The organism is Roseofilum sp. Guam (genome assembly GCF_017746735.1).
GTDB classification, from domain to species: Bacteria; Cyanobacteriota; Cyanobacteriia; order Cyanobacteriales; family Desertifilaceae; genus Roseofilum; species Roseofilum reptotaenium.
The window spans coordinates 1-13716 of sequence record NZ_JAGHZN010000002.1 but is presented as its reverse complement, the minus strand read 5'-3'; the positions used below and the strand labels follow the sequence as shown (position 1 = coordinate 13716).

At 47.5% G+C, this 13716-nt stretch carries 11 protein-coding genes and 1 tRNA gene; 5 read left to right on the top strand and 7 right to left on the bottom strand.

The features are described 5' to 3' along the window. Positions 1-15: 15 nt before the first annotated feature. The 5 genes from J7529_RS00625 to J7529_RS00605 form a co-directional block, all read right to left on the bottom strand. Positions 16-2574, bottom strand: a complete 2559-nt coding sequence (locus J7529_RS00625; RefSeq protein WP_318727386.1) for a CHAT domain-containing tetratricopeptide repeat protein — start codon at positions 2572-2574, stop codon at positions 16-18. 177 nt (positions 2575-2751) lie between these two features. Next, entirely contained in the window at positions 2752-2925 is a 174-nt protein-coding gene (locus tag J7529_RS00620; RefSeq protein WP_318727385.1) for a hypothetical protein, read from the bottom strand. A 274-nt stretch (positions 2926-3199) separates the two neighbouring features. Then, on the bottom strand, positions 3200-3511 hold the full coding sequence (locus J7529_RS00615; RefSeq protein WP_318727384.1) for a type II toxin-antitoxin system VapC family toxin: 312 nt from the start codon (positions 3509-3511) through the stop codon (positions 3200-3202). A gap of 238 nt (positions 3512-3749) precedes the next feature. Then, on the bottom strand, positions 3750-4316 hold the full coding sequence (locus J7529_RS00610; protein WP_318727383.1) for a Uma2 family endonuclease: 567 nt from the start codon (positions 4314-4316) through the stop codon (positions 3750-3752). 43 nt (positions 4317-4359) lie between these two features. After that, complete coding sequence (locus J7529_RS00605) at positions 4360-6405, bottom strand: serine/threonine-protein kinase (RefSeq protein WP_318727382.1); 2046 nt, start codon at positions 6403-6405, stop codon at positions 4360-4362. A gap of 76 nt (positions 6406-6481) precedes the next feature. Between J7529_RS00605 and codA the strand changes: the two genes are divergently transcribed. From codA to prmA, 3 genes are all read left to right on the top strand, one after another. After that, entirely contained in the window at positions 6482-7720 is a 1239-nt protein-coding gene (gene codA, locus J7529_RS00600; protein WP_318727381.1) for a cytosine deaminase, read from the top strand. A gap of 215 nt (positions 7721-7935) precedes the next feature. Next, positions 7936-8724: an RNA methyltransferase gene (locus J7529_RS00595; protein WP_318727380.1), complete on the top strand. Its 789-nt coding sequence runs from the start codon at positions 7936-7938 to the stop codon at positions 8722-8724. Between the two features lie 173 nt (positions 8725-8897). Further along, positions 8898-9803 (top strand): 50S ribosomal protein L11 methyltransferase, encoded by a 906-nt coding sequence (prmA, locus tag J7529_RS00590; protein ID WP_271943495.1) that lies wholly within the window; start codon positions 8898-8900, stop codon positions 9801-9803. A gap of 66 nt (positions 9804-9869) precedes the next feature. Here prmA and J7529_RS00585 read toward each other — a convergent pair whose 3' ends face one another. Continuing rightward, a complete protein-coding gene (locus J7529_RS00585; RefSeq protein WP_318727379.1) occupies positions 9870-10760 on the bottom strand; it encodes a hypothetical protein in 891 nt (296 codons plus the stop codon). A gap of 195 nt (positions 10761-10955) precedes the next feature. Beyond that, positions 10956-11630 carry a vWA domain-containing protein gene (locus J7529_RS00580; protein WP_271943500.1) on the bottom strand — a complete coding sequence of 225 codons (675 nt, stop codon included), beginning with the start codon at positions 11628-11630 and terminating at the stop codon, positions 10956-10958. A gap of 495 nt (positions 11631-12125) precedes the next feature. On the opposite strand from J7529_RS00580, the gene J7529_RS00575 reads away from it, so the two are divergent. Together J7529_RS00575 and J7529_RS00570 are read left to right on the top strand one after the other, a co-directional pair. Further along, positions 12126-13391 (top strand): lipid-A-disaccharide synthase-related protein, encoded by a 1266-nt coding sequence (locus J7529_RS00575; protein WP_318727378.1) that lies wholly within the window; start codon positions 12126-12128, stop codon positions 13389-13391. A gap of 43 nt (positions 13392-13434) precedes the next feature. After that, a tRNA-His gene (locus tag J7529_RS00570) sits at positions 13435-13507 on the top strand. Positions 13508-13716 lie beyond the last annotated feature (209 nt).

Here is a 13716-nt window from a genome sequence, read left to right as displayed (position 1 = left end):
GTAATAGGGAATAGTTTATGGTGATGGAGGATTCTTTGGCGGATTTTCAGGAGGAGTGCTGAGTCGTTCGGTATTCGATTTTAAGCGTTCATCGGATTTTCTGACGGTTTCGGCGGAAGGATTGCTGGTGGTGCGTCCGGCGGCTGCCGTGCAGATTTTATTGGTAACGGCTTGGGCAATAGGGGGGCGAGATTCGCACCATTGGCGAAAGCGCTCTGCTAATTGTACGTCGGTTTCTCCGGGACGAGAATAGAGTTCAACTAGGGCTTCTTGGTGGGGAGCAAAGAGTTGGGGATGGTTGGTTTCTAGGGCTTGATAAAAGCCGTCGATAATTTCTTCGGCAGTGGCATCTGCGGGAATAGACATGAGGCTAAAAATATCATCAATACGAATTGTTTCTAAGTTTAAACCAGAGGTTTCGCCAATGAGGGTAAATCCGGCCCAGTCGGCGGGACTGGAATAGATATAATTGGGGGTATTTTTGGTGTGGAGCATGGCCTGGCGCAAGGCGGACGCGAGGTTTTCGCCGTTAGCCAGGTGGCGATAAAATTCGGTCATCAGGACTTTGGCGGCTGGTGCGCCGATGTTCCAGAGGGAGACGATGAGACTGGGAACTCCGGCGAGAATGAAACAGCGCGACAGGCCGATAATGCCATCGCCGGTAATTTTACCTTTGCCGGTGCTACAGGCGCTGAGGACGACAATCTCGGCGTTGAGTTGTTGGTCGAGAATTTCGGCGGCATTGAGAGCGCCATCACTATCACTGTTGGCATCGGGAGCAAGGACGATGGTTCCGGGAATGTCGCCGAGGTTGGTGTCTTCGGGTTGGTATTCGTCCAGGAGTCCGTGGGCGAAGATATGGACGATGCGGGTTTGCAGCATTTGGTTGATGACGGCCACTTTGGTGGCACTGTCGCCGATGATGGGGAGAGTGTCGAGAATGGTGGCAATGGTTTGGGCGGCTTCCTGCATATACTCGTAGGAGCGCAGTTTGTAGGGGTTGTCTTGGAATTTGGGGTGCAGGGTGGGTTCGGCGACGACGAGGGCTTTTTTCTGGGTTGGGTGCAGGCGCTGCTGTTGGGCGTGGGTGGTCTCTAGGACTTGGATGGAGGGAGCGGTGAGGAGGGTATGGTCTTCGATCAGATAGCGCCCTTGGGGGTTCTGTAAAGCCGCGAAGGGAACCAAATAGAGGGCATAGTGGGGAATGAAGATCACTCGCGCTTCGGGGTTGGTGGGCAGGAGGTCGGTAATGGGGGCGATGAGGATATGGTAGAGGTATTGCAGCAGGGGAAAGTGACCGTTGCGGGGTTTTTCTTCGGGGTTGAGTTTGAGGGGTTGGTTGTCGTTGTCTTTTTCGGTGATGCCGATGGAGACTCGCGATCGGAGAATCAGGGTTTCGAGGTTGTTGAGGTCGGCTTCAGTGATGGGGGAGCGGCGAAACTCGATCTTGCCGGTGGGTTGGATGACCCAGATATAGAGTTCTTCATTGACAATGGAGTATTCGACCAGGGTGGCGTTTTGGGTTTGGGCAACTTGGCGAATTTGAGGGGCGCTGATGTAAGGGTTGCTCTCTTCGGGGAAGCGCTGTCTGAGGAGGTCGATAAAGGCACGAGTGCGCCCGCGCTCGGAGATTTCTAGGGCTTCGATGGGTTTATCTTGGGCAATGAGGACTTCTTGCAAGAGGATGTAGGAGGAACGCTGGGTTTCAAAGAGGGAGATTTGATGGCTGTCTTGTAACCCGACTCGTATGGCTTCCCGAACGGTAAGCGAGTCTCGCAAAACTGCTTCTGCTTCTGGGAATTGCTCGGTTTTTTGCAGAACCACACCGAGATTATTGAGGGAATTAGCCTCTCCCTGACGATATCCAATTTCCCTTTCTATGGTTAAAGTCTGTTCGAGGTAGTCGATCGCTCTTTGGTATTGCCCTAATGATTCGTAGGCATTGCCCAGATTTCCCAGGGAAGCTGCCTCTCCCTGGCGATTTCCCATTTCCCTAGCTAGGGTTAAAGTCTGTTGGTGGAAGTTGATCGCTCTTTGGTATTGCCCTAATGCATGGTAGGCATTGCCCAGACTTCCCAGGGAATTAGCCTCTCCCTGGCGATCTCCGATTTCCCTAGCTAGGGTTAAAGTCTGTTCAAGGTAGTTGATCGCTCTTTGGTATTGCCCTAATGATTCGTAGGCAATGCCCAGATTTCCTAGGGAAGCAGTCTCTCCCTGGTGATCGCTGATTTCCCTGGCTAGGGTTAAAGACTGCTCGTAGAAGTTGATCGCTCTTTGGTATTGCCCTAATACACGGTAGGCAAGGCCCAGATTTCCCCGGGAATTAGCCTCTCCCTGGCGATCGCTGATTTCCCTGGCTAGGGTTAAAGACTGCTCGTGAAAGGTGATCGCTCTTTGGACTTGCCCTAATGCATGGTAGGCATTGCCCAGACTTCCCAGGGAATTAGCCTCTCCCTGGCGATCTCCCATTTCCCGATAGAGGGTGAGCGCCTGTTCCCAAGAGGCGAGAGCTTCTCGAAATCGGAACTGGTTGTATTGCTCTCTCCCTTGGTTGAATAGATCGTCTGCATCCATGAGGTCAATTAACAATTAAAAATGGGTTTGGGTTGGCGATCTCGCCCGATCTCTTAGTCTGTATTGTAGCGATCGTCTTGGTGAGGGGGAAGAAACCGGGTTTCTACAGGGATATGGAATAGCCAAGCAGAGTTGGAAGAAACCCGGTTTCTGCTGTTGGGTGGGGGCGGTTAAGGTTCAAAATGATAATAGGGGGACGCTATACAACTTAAAGTTCTCATCTTTGCTTAACACGGTTAACCTTTCGGCGATCGCCTGAATTAATTGGTCTGGCAAGTAACAGCTTGAGTGAATACCTCCACCAAATAAATAGTCTCTAAAACCTTGCTCGACTTTCTCCAATCGCTTCAAAAATATCTGCCTTATTAATGGGAAGTTTCAGGCTTCGCACCTCAAAGGGCGATAATTTTACTGGTTGCTCTGGACGAATAACGAATACGCGCCCATCTGGGTTTCTGAGTTTGATTTCGCCTTCACTTAAGGCTCTTTCTAATAAAGATGAAAGTTGTTCTTGCGCTTCAGAATAAGAGTAGACTATTATATCTCCACCTCAATCACTTGAATGCCCTCGCGTTTTGCAATTTCAACCAGATTTCTATCTAATGAGATTAGTGGTAAACCCTGTTCAATAGCACATTGAAGGATATAGGCATCGATCGCCATAAATATTGGATTTTCCTGCTAACCGGACTGCCTCTTTTAAGTTTATCTCCACAATTTCCAAGGGAATTTCTTGATAAACCTCTATGGCTTCAATAGCTTGTTGAAGGTCGATACGCGAACGTTTAAGCATCGCTGAAAAAGCGTTGCCTACTTCCCAATCAATTGAGGCTGGCGCAACGACGATCGCATCTTTGGTGATCTCAATCAACTTGGCTTTTTCGGCTTCACCAGCAATTACAGCAATAATGGTTGACGTATCAACTACTATTCTCATTGGTCACAGATTGACTTTCACCCTAAATCTTAACCAATTTCAAGACGGGCTTACATACATAGGTAGTCGATCTAATCCGCCTCTCAACTCAAACCCAAAATATCACAATATTGTCCGCTTTGATGATTGGCTATGCAGCGATCGCCGTTTTGGGAGAAGCCACCGGGTTTCTACAGGAATATGGAATCGCCAAGCAGAGTTGGAAGAAACCCGATTTCTAGCAGACTCGGTGGGAATTTCACTCTTTTTGACCTAACTTTAGCCAGCTAAAAACGTCCTGTGCTGTTAGTTGTAAGTCTATATCGGATAACACTTGCAGGCTATCATGCCCTCGACACACTTGGATTTCTTGTTGAGGGGTTAAAATCAGGATCGAATAATCATTCGGGTCAACTAACCACCCCAATTGGCTGCCATGATGGAGACAATGGAGAATATTATCAATGACTCGATTGGTACTTTGATCGGGGGAAAGGATTTCAATACACCAATCTGGTGCTTGGGTGAAGTTATCTTCCGGTTCACCCTCGTTATTAAGCTGAATTTTATCCCAGGATAGGACAACAATATCGGGAACAATGGAACGACTGGCAAATGTACAGCGCAGTTCTGGTAGAGTGAGATAGCGATCGCTTGCCTGGTCTATTGCAGCTAACAGTCGCTTCTGTAAAATAGCATGGCGAAATTTAGGCATGGGTTTCTGAATGGCATTTCCCGCAACGTATTCCCAAGGGGGCGAGTGTTCGAGGTTGGGGAGTTCGAGAAATTTTTCTAGGCTTAAGTTTTCGGTGAGGACATCAGTCATTGCAATTAAAAAGTAACAATTGGTTCTGGCTGCTCGTTTCCTTTCAGTCCAGCCAAGGTTGATGGACTGAAGGGCGATATACGGGGCGTTTGGGTTGGCGAGAAGTAACTGGAGTAGAGCGAGTCATCTGTTGCACGGTTCGATCTTGAATTTTGGGTTGATGGGGTTCTCCTTGCCAAACCTTCAGGGTTTTATCCGCACTTGCGCTGACAATAAATTGACCATTGGCACTCCAAGCAACGCTATTGACGGAATTTTGATGACCGTCTAGGGTCGTTAATAAGGTAGCTGTTTGTACTTGCCAAATTTTTAGGGTGCGATCGTCGCTACCACTGACTAAAAATTGACCATCGGGACTAAAAGCAAGCGATCGCACATAATCCTGATGTCCCTCAAATATCTGCACCATTTTCCCTGTCTCAAAATCCCACAGTTTCACCAAGTTATCCCAACCTCCACTGGCAAGAATATTTCCATCAGGACTAAAGGCTAAGGCGTTGACAATCTTTAAGCGGGAAGCCAAATCTCCAAGAGTTGCAAACTCGACTTCCCGCCCAACATGCCACAGTTTAATACTATTATCATCACTGCCACTGGCAATAATTTGCCCATTGGGGCTAAAACTCACCGCTCGCACGGAGGCTAAATGACCACTGAGAGTATAGATTACTTCTCCGTAGTGGGAATCGGTGGGGTCAAGTTGCCAAACCTTTACCGTGCGGTCTTTACTGGCACTTGCCAAGAGCGTTCCTTGAGGATTCCAGGCGATCGCATTAATTGCATCTCCATAACTTCTCTGATCCCCTGCATGACTCTCTCCCAATTGCGGCCCCCATTCCCCTTGTTGTAAATCCCACACGTAGATCGCGCGATCGTCTCCCCCACTGGCTAAAAACCGACCATTGGGACTGAACGCCACTGCATTCACGTATAAAGCATGACGGCGAAGGGTTCCCTCATGCTCTCCCGTCACCCCATCCCAGAAGCGGACAGTTTGGTCTTCTGAGCCACTGGCAATCACCCTAGAATTCGGATGTATCGCCACCGCCCTCACCCATTGCGTATGACCACTGAGAGTATGGACGCACTGCCAGCGATCCGATGAAGGAAGGGAAGGGGACTGAGACGCTAAGGGTGAAACCACTGGTTTTATCGTTGCTGTGGGCTGATTAACCCGACGATCCAGACTCGGTAAACCTTGCAAATCCTTGAGAACCTCTTGGGCAGAATGATAGCGATGATTAATGGCATCGGCGATGAGGCGATCGATAATTTGTGCTAGGGGTTCACTAATCGGATTATCGCCCAAATTCTGCCGCCAAATCCAAGTATCTTCATGAATATCAAATAGCTCAAACGGTGACTTTCCAGTCAGCATATGCAGACAAGTCACCCCTAAACTATACAAATCGCTGGAAAAAACGGCCCGTCCCCGTCCTTGTTCTGGCGCTAAATATTCCGGCGTGCCAATCGTTGTTCCTGTTTTCAACAAAGCGGTTGATGTGGCATATTTCGCCGCACCAAAATCCACTAAAACCAATTGCCCATTTTCACGCAAAAGAATATTTTCTGGTTTAATATCTCGATGAATGATATGGTGATGATGGATAAAGTCTAAAACCGGCAGAAGATTATAGAGTAAATCGCGGATTTGGTTCTCATTAAATCGTCCCGTTTGTTCTAGAACTTGGCTTAAGTTTTGTCCATCAATGAATTCTTGTACCAGATATTGGCGAGAATCTTGGGTAAAGTGGGCATAGAGAGCCGGAATTTGAGCATGTTGTCCCAGATCGTCTAGTCGTACTGCCTCTTGTTCAAACAATTGGGTTGCCTTTTGCACATTGTTGGTTCCCTGGGCTTGGGGAAAAAACTGCTTGATGACACAATAGGGTTGGGAAGGCTTATCGAGATCGATCCCCAAAAATGTGCGCCCAAATCCCCCTTGACCAATACATTTGAGCGCTTTATACCGGTCTTTGAGCAACAGGGCACTTCGACAGCTTTGACAAAATGTATTGCTGTCAGAATTTTTAGGTTGCTTGCAGTCCGGGTTGAGGCAATATCTCATAACATAGGTTGGGCGGGGCATATCGATCTATCTTATAGCGCTTTCCGCTTCGCGGACATGAAACGCGCTGGTAATGGGTAATGGGTGAGTTGAAAGTATGTATGATGTCGTGATTAAAGGGGGGTGTTTTCCAGACGGCGATCGCCTGGATCTGGCGATTTCCGGCAGTCACATTGCCGCTATTGCCCCAGAAATCAATGCTCCCAGTCAACAGGAATTATGGGTAAAGGATAAGTTAATCAGTCCTCCGTTTGTGGAGTCCCATATTCATCTCGATTCTGCTCTGACTGCAGGAGATCCCCGCTGGAATGAGAGCGGAACCCTGTTTGAAGGGATTGCCATTTGGGGCGATCGCAAGCAATCCTTAAGTTACGCAGAAGTTCAAGAAAGAGCATTAAAAGCGCTCAAGCAGCAAGCCGCACAAGGAGTCCTTTGGGTACGCACCCATGCCGATGTGAGCGAACCAAACTTGATTGCCTTAAAAGCCTTATTGGACTTGCGAGAGCAGGTAAAAGACTGGCTAACGCTGCAAGTCGTCGCCTTTCCCCAAGATGGCATTTATGGACAACCCCAAAACGAACAGCTTTTAGAAACTGCACTGCAATTGGGTGCAGATGCGGTTGGGGGAATTCCTCATTATGAATTTACCCGTGAAGATGGGGTAAAATCCGTTCATCGCATCTTTGAACTGGCGCAACAGTACCATAAACTAATTGATATTCACTGCGATGAAATTGATGACGATCAAGCCCGATTTTTAGAAGTGGTGGCTGCCTGTGCGATTCGTAGTGGACTCGGTTCCCAAGTAACGGCGAGTCATACGACGGCTTTCGGCTCCTATAATAATGCCTATGCCTTTAAGCTGATGGGGTTACTGAAACGGGCGAAGATTAACTTTATTGCCAATCCTTTAATTAACATTACTCTGCAAGGACGCACCGATACTTATCCCAAACGGCGCGGTGTTACGCGTGTCAAAGAGTTATGGCAAAACGGCTTAAATGTGTCCCTCGGTCATGATTGTATCCAAGACCCTTGGTATAGTTTGGGAACGGGCAATATGTTAGAAGTTGCTCATATGGCGGTTCATGTCTGTCAGATGACGGGGATACCAGAAATTAATGCTTGCTACGATATGGTGACTACAGGGGGGGCAAAAACTTTAAATGGATCTGATGGGTATGGCTTAGAAGTGGGTAAGCCGGCGAATATCATTATTCTGGATGCTGATAGTCCCTATGATGCCATTCGCCGACGGGCAACGGTGGAGGTTGTCATTGCTCAAGGTAAAATTCGGGTACGAACAGATGCGCCCCAAGTCCATTGGCAGACTTAAATCGTTTAGAGATATAGTACTTTGGGCTGTTATGGAGTAGACTGTTGAATTCCCAAAGCCATGTACCACAATCCTATTCCTCATTCCCTATTCCCTAGTACAAAGTGCTATAGCTGAGAAAGGGAGAGTTAGGACATTCTCTATTGCGATTTGTGCTTCTTGCCTCTTGCCTCAAACCATAACCTCACTGTCCTAATCAACTCTTTCACTGCTATATGTTAACCAGTCTTCAAAATCCTTGGGTGAAGCAATTACGAAAGTTGCATCAAGCCAAGGGGCGTAAAATCGCCCAATTATGTTTATTAGAAGGAACCCATTTGGTAGAAGCCGCTTGTCAGGTGAATGCGGCTTTAGACAGTGCAGCCTATACTCCCGAATGGTTGCAAAAAAATGCCCAGCTAGGGGCGCAATTGCAAGAGTGCTGTCAACGGGTGGAGCAGGTGAGTGCTGAGGTGTTAAAGGCGATCGCCACTACGGTCAATCCTGATGGCGTAATTGCTACTCTCCGCCGAGATGCGTCCAACCCCCTATCCCCGCGACTCCATCGACTAGGACTGATCCTAGAAACGCTTCAAGATCCAGGTAATTTAGGCACCATCCTTCGCACCAGTGCCGCCGTCGGTTTAGAGGCGATCGCCCTCAGCCAAGATAGTGTCGATTTAGACCATCCTAAAGTCCTACGAGCTTCTGCGGGCGCATGGTTTCAGGTTCCCATGGCAATGCAACCGAGTTTACCCGACTTTATCGCCCAATGCCGTCAACAGGAGATGCAAATTATCGCTACGACTGCTAATGCTCCCCAATCTTACTGGGATATTAACTGGACACAACCGACTTGGGTGTTATTGGGCAATGAAGGAGCAGGATTATCGCCAGAATTGCTCGACTTAGCCGATCGCCAGGTGAGCATTCCTATTGCTGAGGGAGTAGAATCTTTGAATGTGGCGATCGCCGCTGCTCTTATTCTCTACGAAAGCCAAAGACAATGGACGGAGGGGGGATAGGGGGATGGGGGAATGGGGGGACGCTCCCTTCGACTCCGCTCAGGGAGCTATTACCTATTCCCCATTACCTATTACCCATTACCCATTACCCATTCCCAGCGGAAAGCTCCATATTTTGATAAAGTCAAGAATAAATCATTACGGGAAAAGGCTTTAAGGGAGGCTTAGGGATTGTGGCAAATCACTGGTGGGAAATTCAAATACTCTGCGATCCAGCCTTAGAAGATCTGATTTTCTGGCGTTTAGATCGATTTGGCTGTCAAGGAACCAGCAGCGAAAATAAAGCTAACGCTCGGTTAGTGCAAGCCTATTTACCCCAAGAAAAAGCCCAATTGCTCGATTTAGCGGCTTTATCCATTGGTTTTCGCCAAGATGCCCTTACCGTTTCCCTACCCGTTCCTGGCGTTCACTGGCACTTAATTGAGGATGAAGATTGGTCAATTACCTGGAAGAAGCATTGGGAACCGGAATCTATTGGCGATCGCTTCATTATTTGTCCCGCTTGGTTATCTCCTCCCGAAGCCCCAGATAGACACATCTTATACTTAGATCCAGGGATTGCCTTTGGTACAGGAGGTCATGCGACTACCCAACTTTGCTTAGAATCGTTAGAAATGCGCCTAGGTGAACCTCAAAAAAACGAAGATTTGGTTTTAGCTGATATTGGCTGTGGTTCAGGCATTTTATCCATTGGCTCTCTATTGTTGGGCGCGGATCAAGTCTATGCCGTTGATACCCATCCCCTAGCTGTTCAGGCGACGATCTGTAATGGCAAACTCAATCATTTAGGAAGCGATCGCCTGATCGCTGCCCAAGGAAGTATCAATGAACTCATCGAAACCCTCCCTGCCCCCGTCGATGGCATCCTTTGTAATATCTTGGCTGAAGTCGTGATCGATCTGATTCCCAAATTTGAGGCGATCTCTAAACCCAGCACCTGGGGAGTTATTAGTGGTGTCCTCTTAGAGCAAGCCAAACCTGTTGCTGATGCTTTAGAACAACATGGTTGGATGGTAGCAACCCTTTGGCGACGGAAAGAATGGTGTTGTTTCAATATCCGTCGCGAGTTAGAGGATTGAAAGGGAAGAGGCAATAGGAAATAGGCAATAGGGAGTTATTTCAGTGTCTCCCTATTGCCTATTTCCTTAAATTTCGGCAACTGCACGTTCAATTAAACGATGGGCTAGAGTCTGAATTCCAGTATGTTCATAATAATTGGTACTTACATCCAGGAATGCGGCCAAATAGTCTAATTTATCATCACTGAATTCGACAAAGCTTTGGAGACTATTTGCCACATTCGTTGGCGTAATACCGCGATCGCTGACAAAATCACCCATCCAATTGGCAACCGAACCAAACGATTCACCAATAAAGCCCAACTTACTCTCTTGATCGTTGCCAGGAATTGCCTCTTCTATCGCCCGGAATCCTTGATTTTCTTCTAAATCACTCGTAGAAAGACCACCAATCCAATCCGCCGCTACACCTAAAAAGTCTGGCCCTAAAGGAATTAAACCATCAAAACAAACCAGGGCCGCCATCCGCATTAACGACTCACCACTATAATCCCCTAAAGCACCAACAAAATCCCCAATACTATCCCCAGGAATTCCATTAATTGAGCAAAATCCGAGCAATTCCGCCACCACCTTTAAGGATAAATCAATCGTTTGAGCTTTACCCGGTTTGGGAGTCAGGCTAGTTAACAAACCACCCACTAAAGGAATTTTATCACCAACCATATTCGCTAACGAAGCTGCTCCCAAGGCTCGACCTGCTCCACTGACGGTTTGATAGAGCCAAAGGGCGCGTTGATAGCCTTTAGCTTTATCATTGAAGAGTTCGATCGCGCGATCGCCGATCGCCTGAATCATCTCTTCATCCTCTTCCCCAGTAATGGTGCGGATGCTATTCTCAAACCCCACCCAGTTATTCCACTCTCCTGGAACTACAAAATCTAGGGCACGTAACGACTTAATGGTAATATTATCTGTGGGCAGTTCATCAACTAATTCAAAGATCGGTTTACTCATGGTTCTTGCCTCAATCACTCCTGAATTTTGAAACCGTTTACTGATTAATTATTACTCGCAACACTTTCTACTTTTATCCGATACATTTTTATCCCCCTAAATCATTCTTTTAAGGTGGGTCTAGGGGGATCTTTTCCTACTCTACCTTATTACATTTCCAGTAGATGATCTTATCTTTTTCCGCTACCCGACTCCTTAAACCGTTCCCCAACCTGGAGGAGGTAGCGCCACTTGATCGTCAATCTTAGAATGGGAAACAGCAGACATGGAAGCAGATAGCCACAGAAACATTTCTACAAAATTGAGGCCTTTTAATTTTACGGGAGTCCGCACCACAATCTCGCTTAACTGAGCTAAATCAGCATTTTCCACCCCCACGGCAAAAAAGGCTACTTGTTTATTATTTTCTGCTTGTTGGATGCGTTGAGCGGCTTTTTGCACCACTTCTTCTGGTTCCCCTTGGGGTGCACCATCAGTAATTAAAAATACCCAAGGACGATAATAGGCAATTCCATTGGCGCGATATTCAGCTTTTCGCGCTTCAATTAAATCCAAGCCTGTATTAATTGCACCTCCCATATAAGTCATTCCTTGGGATTTGAGTTTGGGGGTTTCAAATTGATCGGCGGTTACAAAGTCCAGTTCTACCTTGATTTCATTATTAAAACTGACAATGGCCACTTCCACCCGACGAGCAGCTAAGGTATCTTTATTCAGGTCAGTGCGAAAGGTTTCTAAGCCCTCGTGTAAAGCATCAAGGCTCTCTCCTTGCATGGAACCAGAGGTATCAAGCAAGAGGACACAGGGACAACGGGGTTCTGGGTTCTCCGCAAATTCAACAGCTTCATCAAGTCTTAAGGATTCAGGCATGGCGATCGACTAATCTCTACTCCGGTTCTATGCTAATCAAAAGTATATAGCGCTTTGCACGGGTAATGGGTAATGGGAGAATAGCGAACTTGCCCCTTATCTCTGACAATTGTTCATTATTCATGGTTCATTCCTCTGTTGAAAGGAGTTCTCAGGACTCTAGGCAATTACCCGGTTAATGTTACTCTTCTATCTGGGAAAAGATTCTTATGCTATTGAGAGTTCCAGTGTAGTAGAGGTGATTCCTAGAGTGCTATTGAGGAAGATTAATTATGTAGCGAGATTATTTAATTCCCGAGGCAACATTGCAGCAGCGATCGATTAGGAAATCTCCAGAAGGTACAATCGGCTGATTATTGTTTCGGATCGCGATCGCGAAGAAGACCGGATTCAAGGTTTAGAAGAGGGGTAATTGTCCTAATTTCCCGTTCCCTATTCCCCATTGCTGACGGCGCTATTGTAAGATCAAACCAATTTTTAATTTTTCATTGAACCATGCGAGTCCTGTGCTTGAGTAATGGCCATGGGGAAGATGCGATCGCCACTCGCATCTTACGCCAATTGAGAGCCACCCCCAATCCCCCAGAATTATCAGCTTTGTCCTTGGTGGGAGAAGGTCAAGCCTATCGGCACATGGATATTCCTCTGATTGGCCCAGTCAAAGCCATGCCCTCTGGTGGCTTTGTATATATGGAGGGTCGCCAATTAGCCAAAGATGTCAAAGCGGGAATGCTGCAACTCCTTTGGCAACAGTATCAAGCCATTCGCTCCTGGGCAAAAGATGGAGGTTCAGTCTTAGCTGTTGGAGATATTATACCTCTACTGTTAGCTTGGCTCAGTGATTTGCCTTATGGATTTGTAGCGACAGCCAAGTCAGAATACTGGATTCGGGATGAGAATGGGCCCTTAACCACCGGTTTCGCCCAGGGTTGGTCCGGTTCGGTGTATTTGCCCTGGGAGCGCTGGTTAATGGCACGGCGGCGCTGTATAGGCGTGTTTCCCAGGGATCGGTTAACGGCTCAAACCCTGCAACAATGGCAGCAGTTACCGGTGTTTGATTGTGGGAATCCAATGATGGATGATTTATTACCAGTAGAGCAGGAACCCGAAGAAGAGGAAAAAGGGAAACCCTTGGCATTGGTTTTACTCCCCGGCTCCCGCGCTCCAGAAGCCTATGAGAATTGGCAGGTGCTATTAACTGCACTGGGGCAAGTTATGGGCGAACCGAAACCGTTTCCAGGGTTGCATCGACCGATAAGGGTGTTTGCGGCGATCGCTCCCGGAATAGGTTTAGAAACCTTTGGCCAAATCCTGGAATCCTTTGGATGGCGTCGCAAAGCCCCCCCCGAAGGCATGGCTCTGCCTTCTCCAGAAACACTCTGCTATACCCTCAGTAATGGCACATTGTTCTTAACTGAAAACGCCTATAATTGTTGTCTACAGCAAGCCCATTTTGCCCTGGCCATGGCCGGAACTGCCACTGAACAATTTGTCGGTCTCGGTAAACCGGCCCTGACTTTCCCCGGAAAAGGCCCTCAATTTACCTCCCAGTTTGCCCAAGTGCAAGCCAAACTTCTCGGCCCATCCGTGATACCAGTCAAAAGCCCTCAAGCCGTAGCCCAAACCCTCCAAGACCTTTTACACAATCCTGATCGCCTACAATTGATCTATGCCAATGGCAGACGGCGGATGGGCGAACCTGGTGCTTCCCAAAGAATTGCGACTGGTTTCTTAGAAAAAATTTCTGCCCAGAGTGGTTAATTACCTAGACCTGTGCTATACTAAACTATAGTCTGAGTTTATGGCGAGCGTAGCCAAGTGGTTAAGGCAGCGGATTGTGGTTCCGCCATTCGCGGGTTCAACTCCCGTCGTTCGCCCTCTTCAAAAGCCTTTAGCTACGGGATTTTCATCTGCAAATGTCGGAACTGCAATCCTTTGCTGCACCTAATTTGCACCTAAAACCACCATAGCACCTCCAAAAGTAAGGGGCAAGAAATAGGTTAAATAAGTTAGATAGTAATTAGAGTTTTCTATAGAATCCATAGAGAAATTCAAGGGGCTTCCTCTTGGGAAGCTGGGGTTCCCT

Coding starts and splice junctions, on each gene's coding strand:
- J7529_RS00585 (WP_318727379.1), bottom strand. CDS start 10,760: ATGAGTAAACCGATCTTTGAATTAGTTGATGAACTGCCCACAGATAAT.
- J7529_RS00615 (WP_318727384.1), bottom strand. CDS start 3,511: ATGAGAATAGTAGTTGATACGTCAACCATTATTGCTGTAATTGCTGGT.
- J7529_RS00610 (WP_318727383.1), bottom strand. CDS start 4,316: ATGACTGATGTCCTCACCGAAAACTTAAGCCTAGAAAAATTTCTCGAA.
- J7529_RS00580 (WP_271943500.1), bottom strand. CDS start 11,630: ATGCCTGAATCCTTAAGACTTGATGAAGCTGTTGAATTTGCGGAGAAC.
- J7529_RS00575 (WP_318727378.1), top strand. CDS start 12,126: ATGCGAGTCCTGTGCTTGAGTAATGGCCATGGGGAAGATGCGATCGCC.
- J7529_RS00625 (WP_318727386.1), bottom strand. CDS start 2,574: ATGGATGCAGACGATCTATTCAACCAAGGGAGAGAGCAATACAACCAG.
- J7529_RS00605 (WP_318727382.1), bottom strand. CDS start 6,405: ATGCCCCGCCCAACCTATGTTATGAGATATTGCCTCAACCCGGACTGC.
- codA (WP_318727381.1), top strand. CDS start 6,482: ATGTATGATGTCGTGATTAAAGGGGGGTGTTTTCCAGACGGCGATCGC.
- J7529_RS00595 (WP_318727380.1), top strand. CDS start 7,936: ATGTTAACCAGTCTTCAAAATCCTTGGGTGAAGCAATTACGAAAGTTG.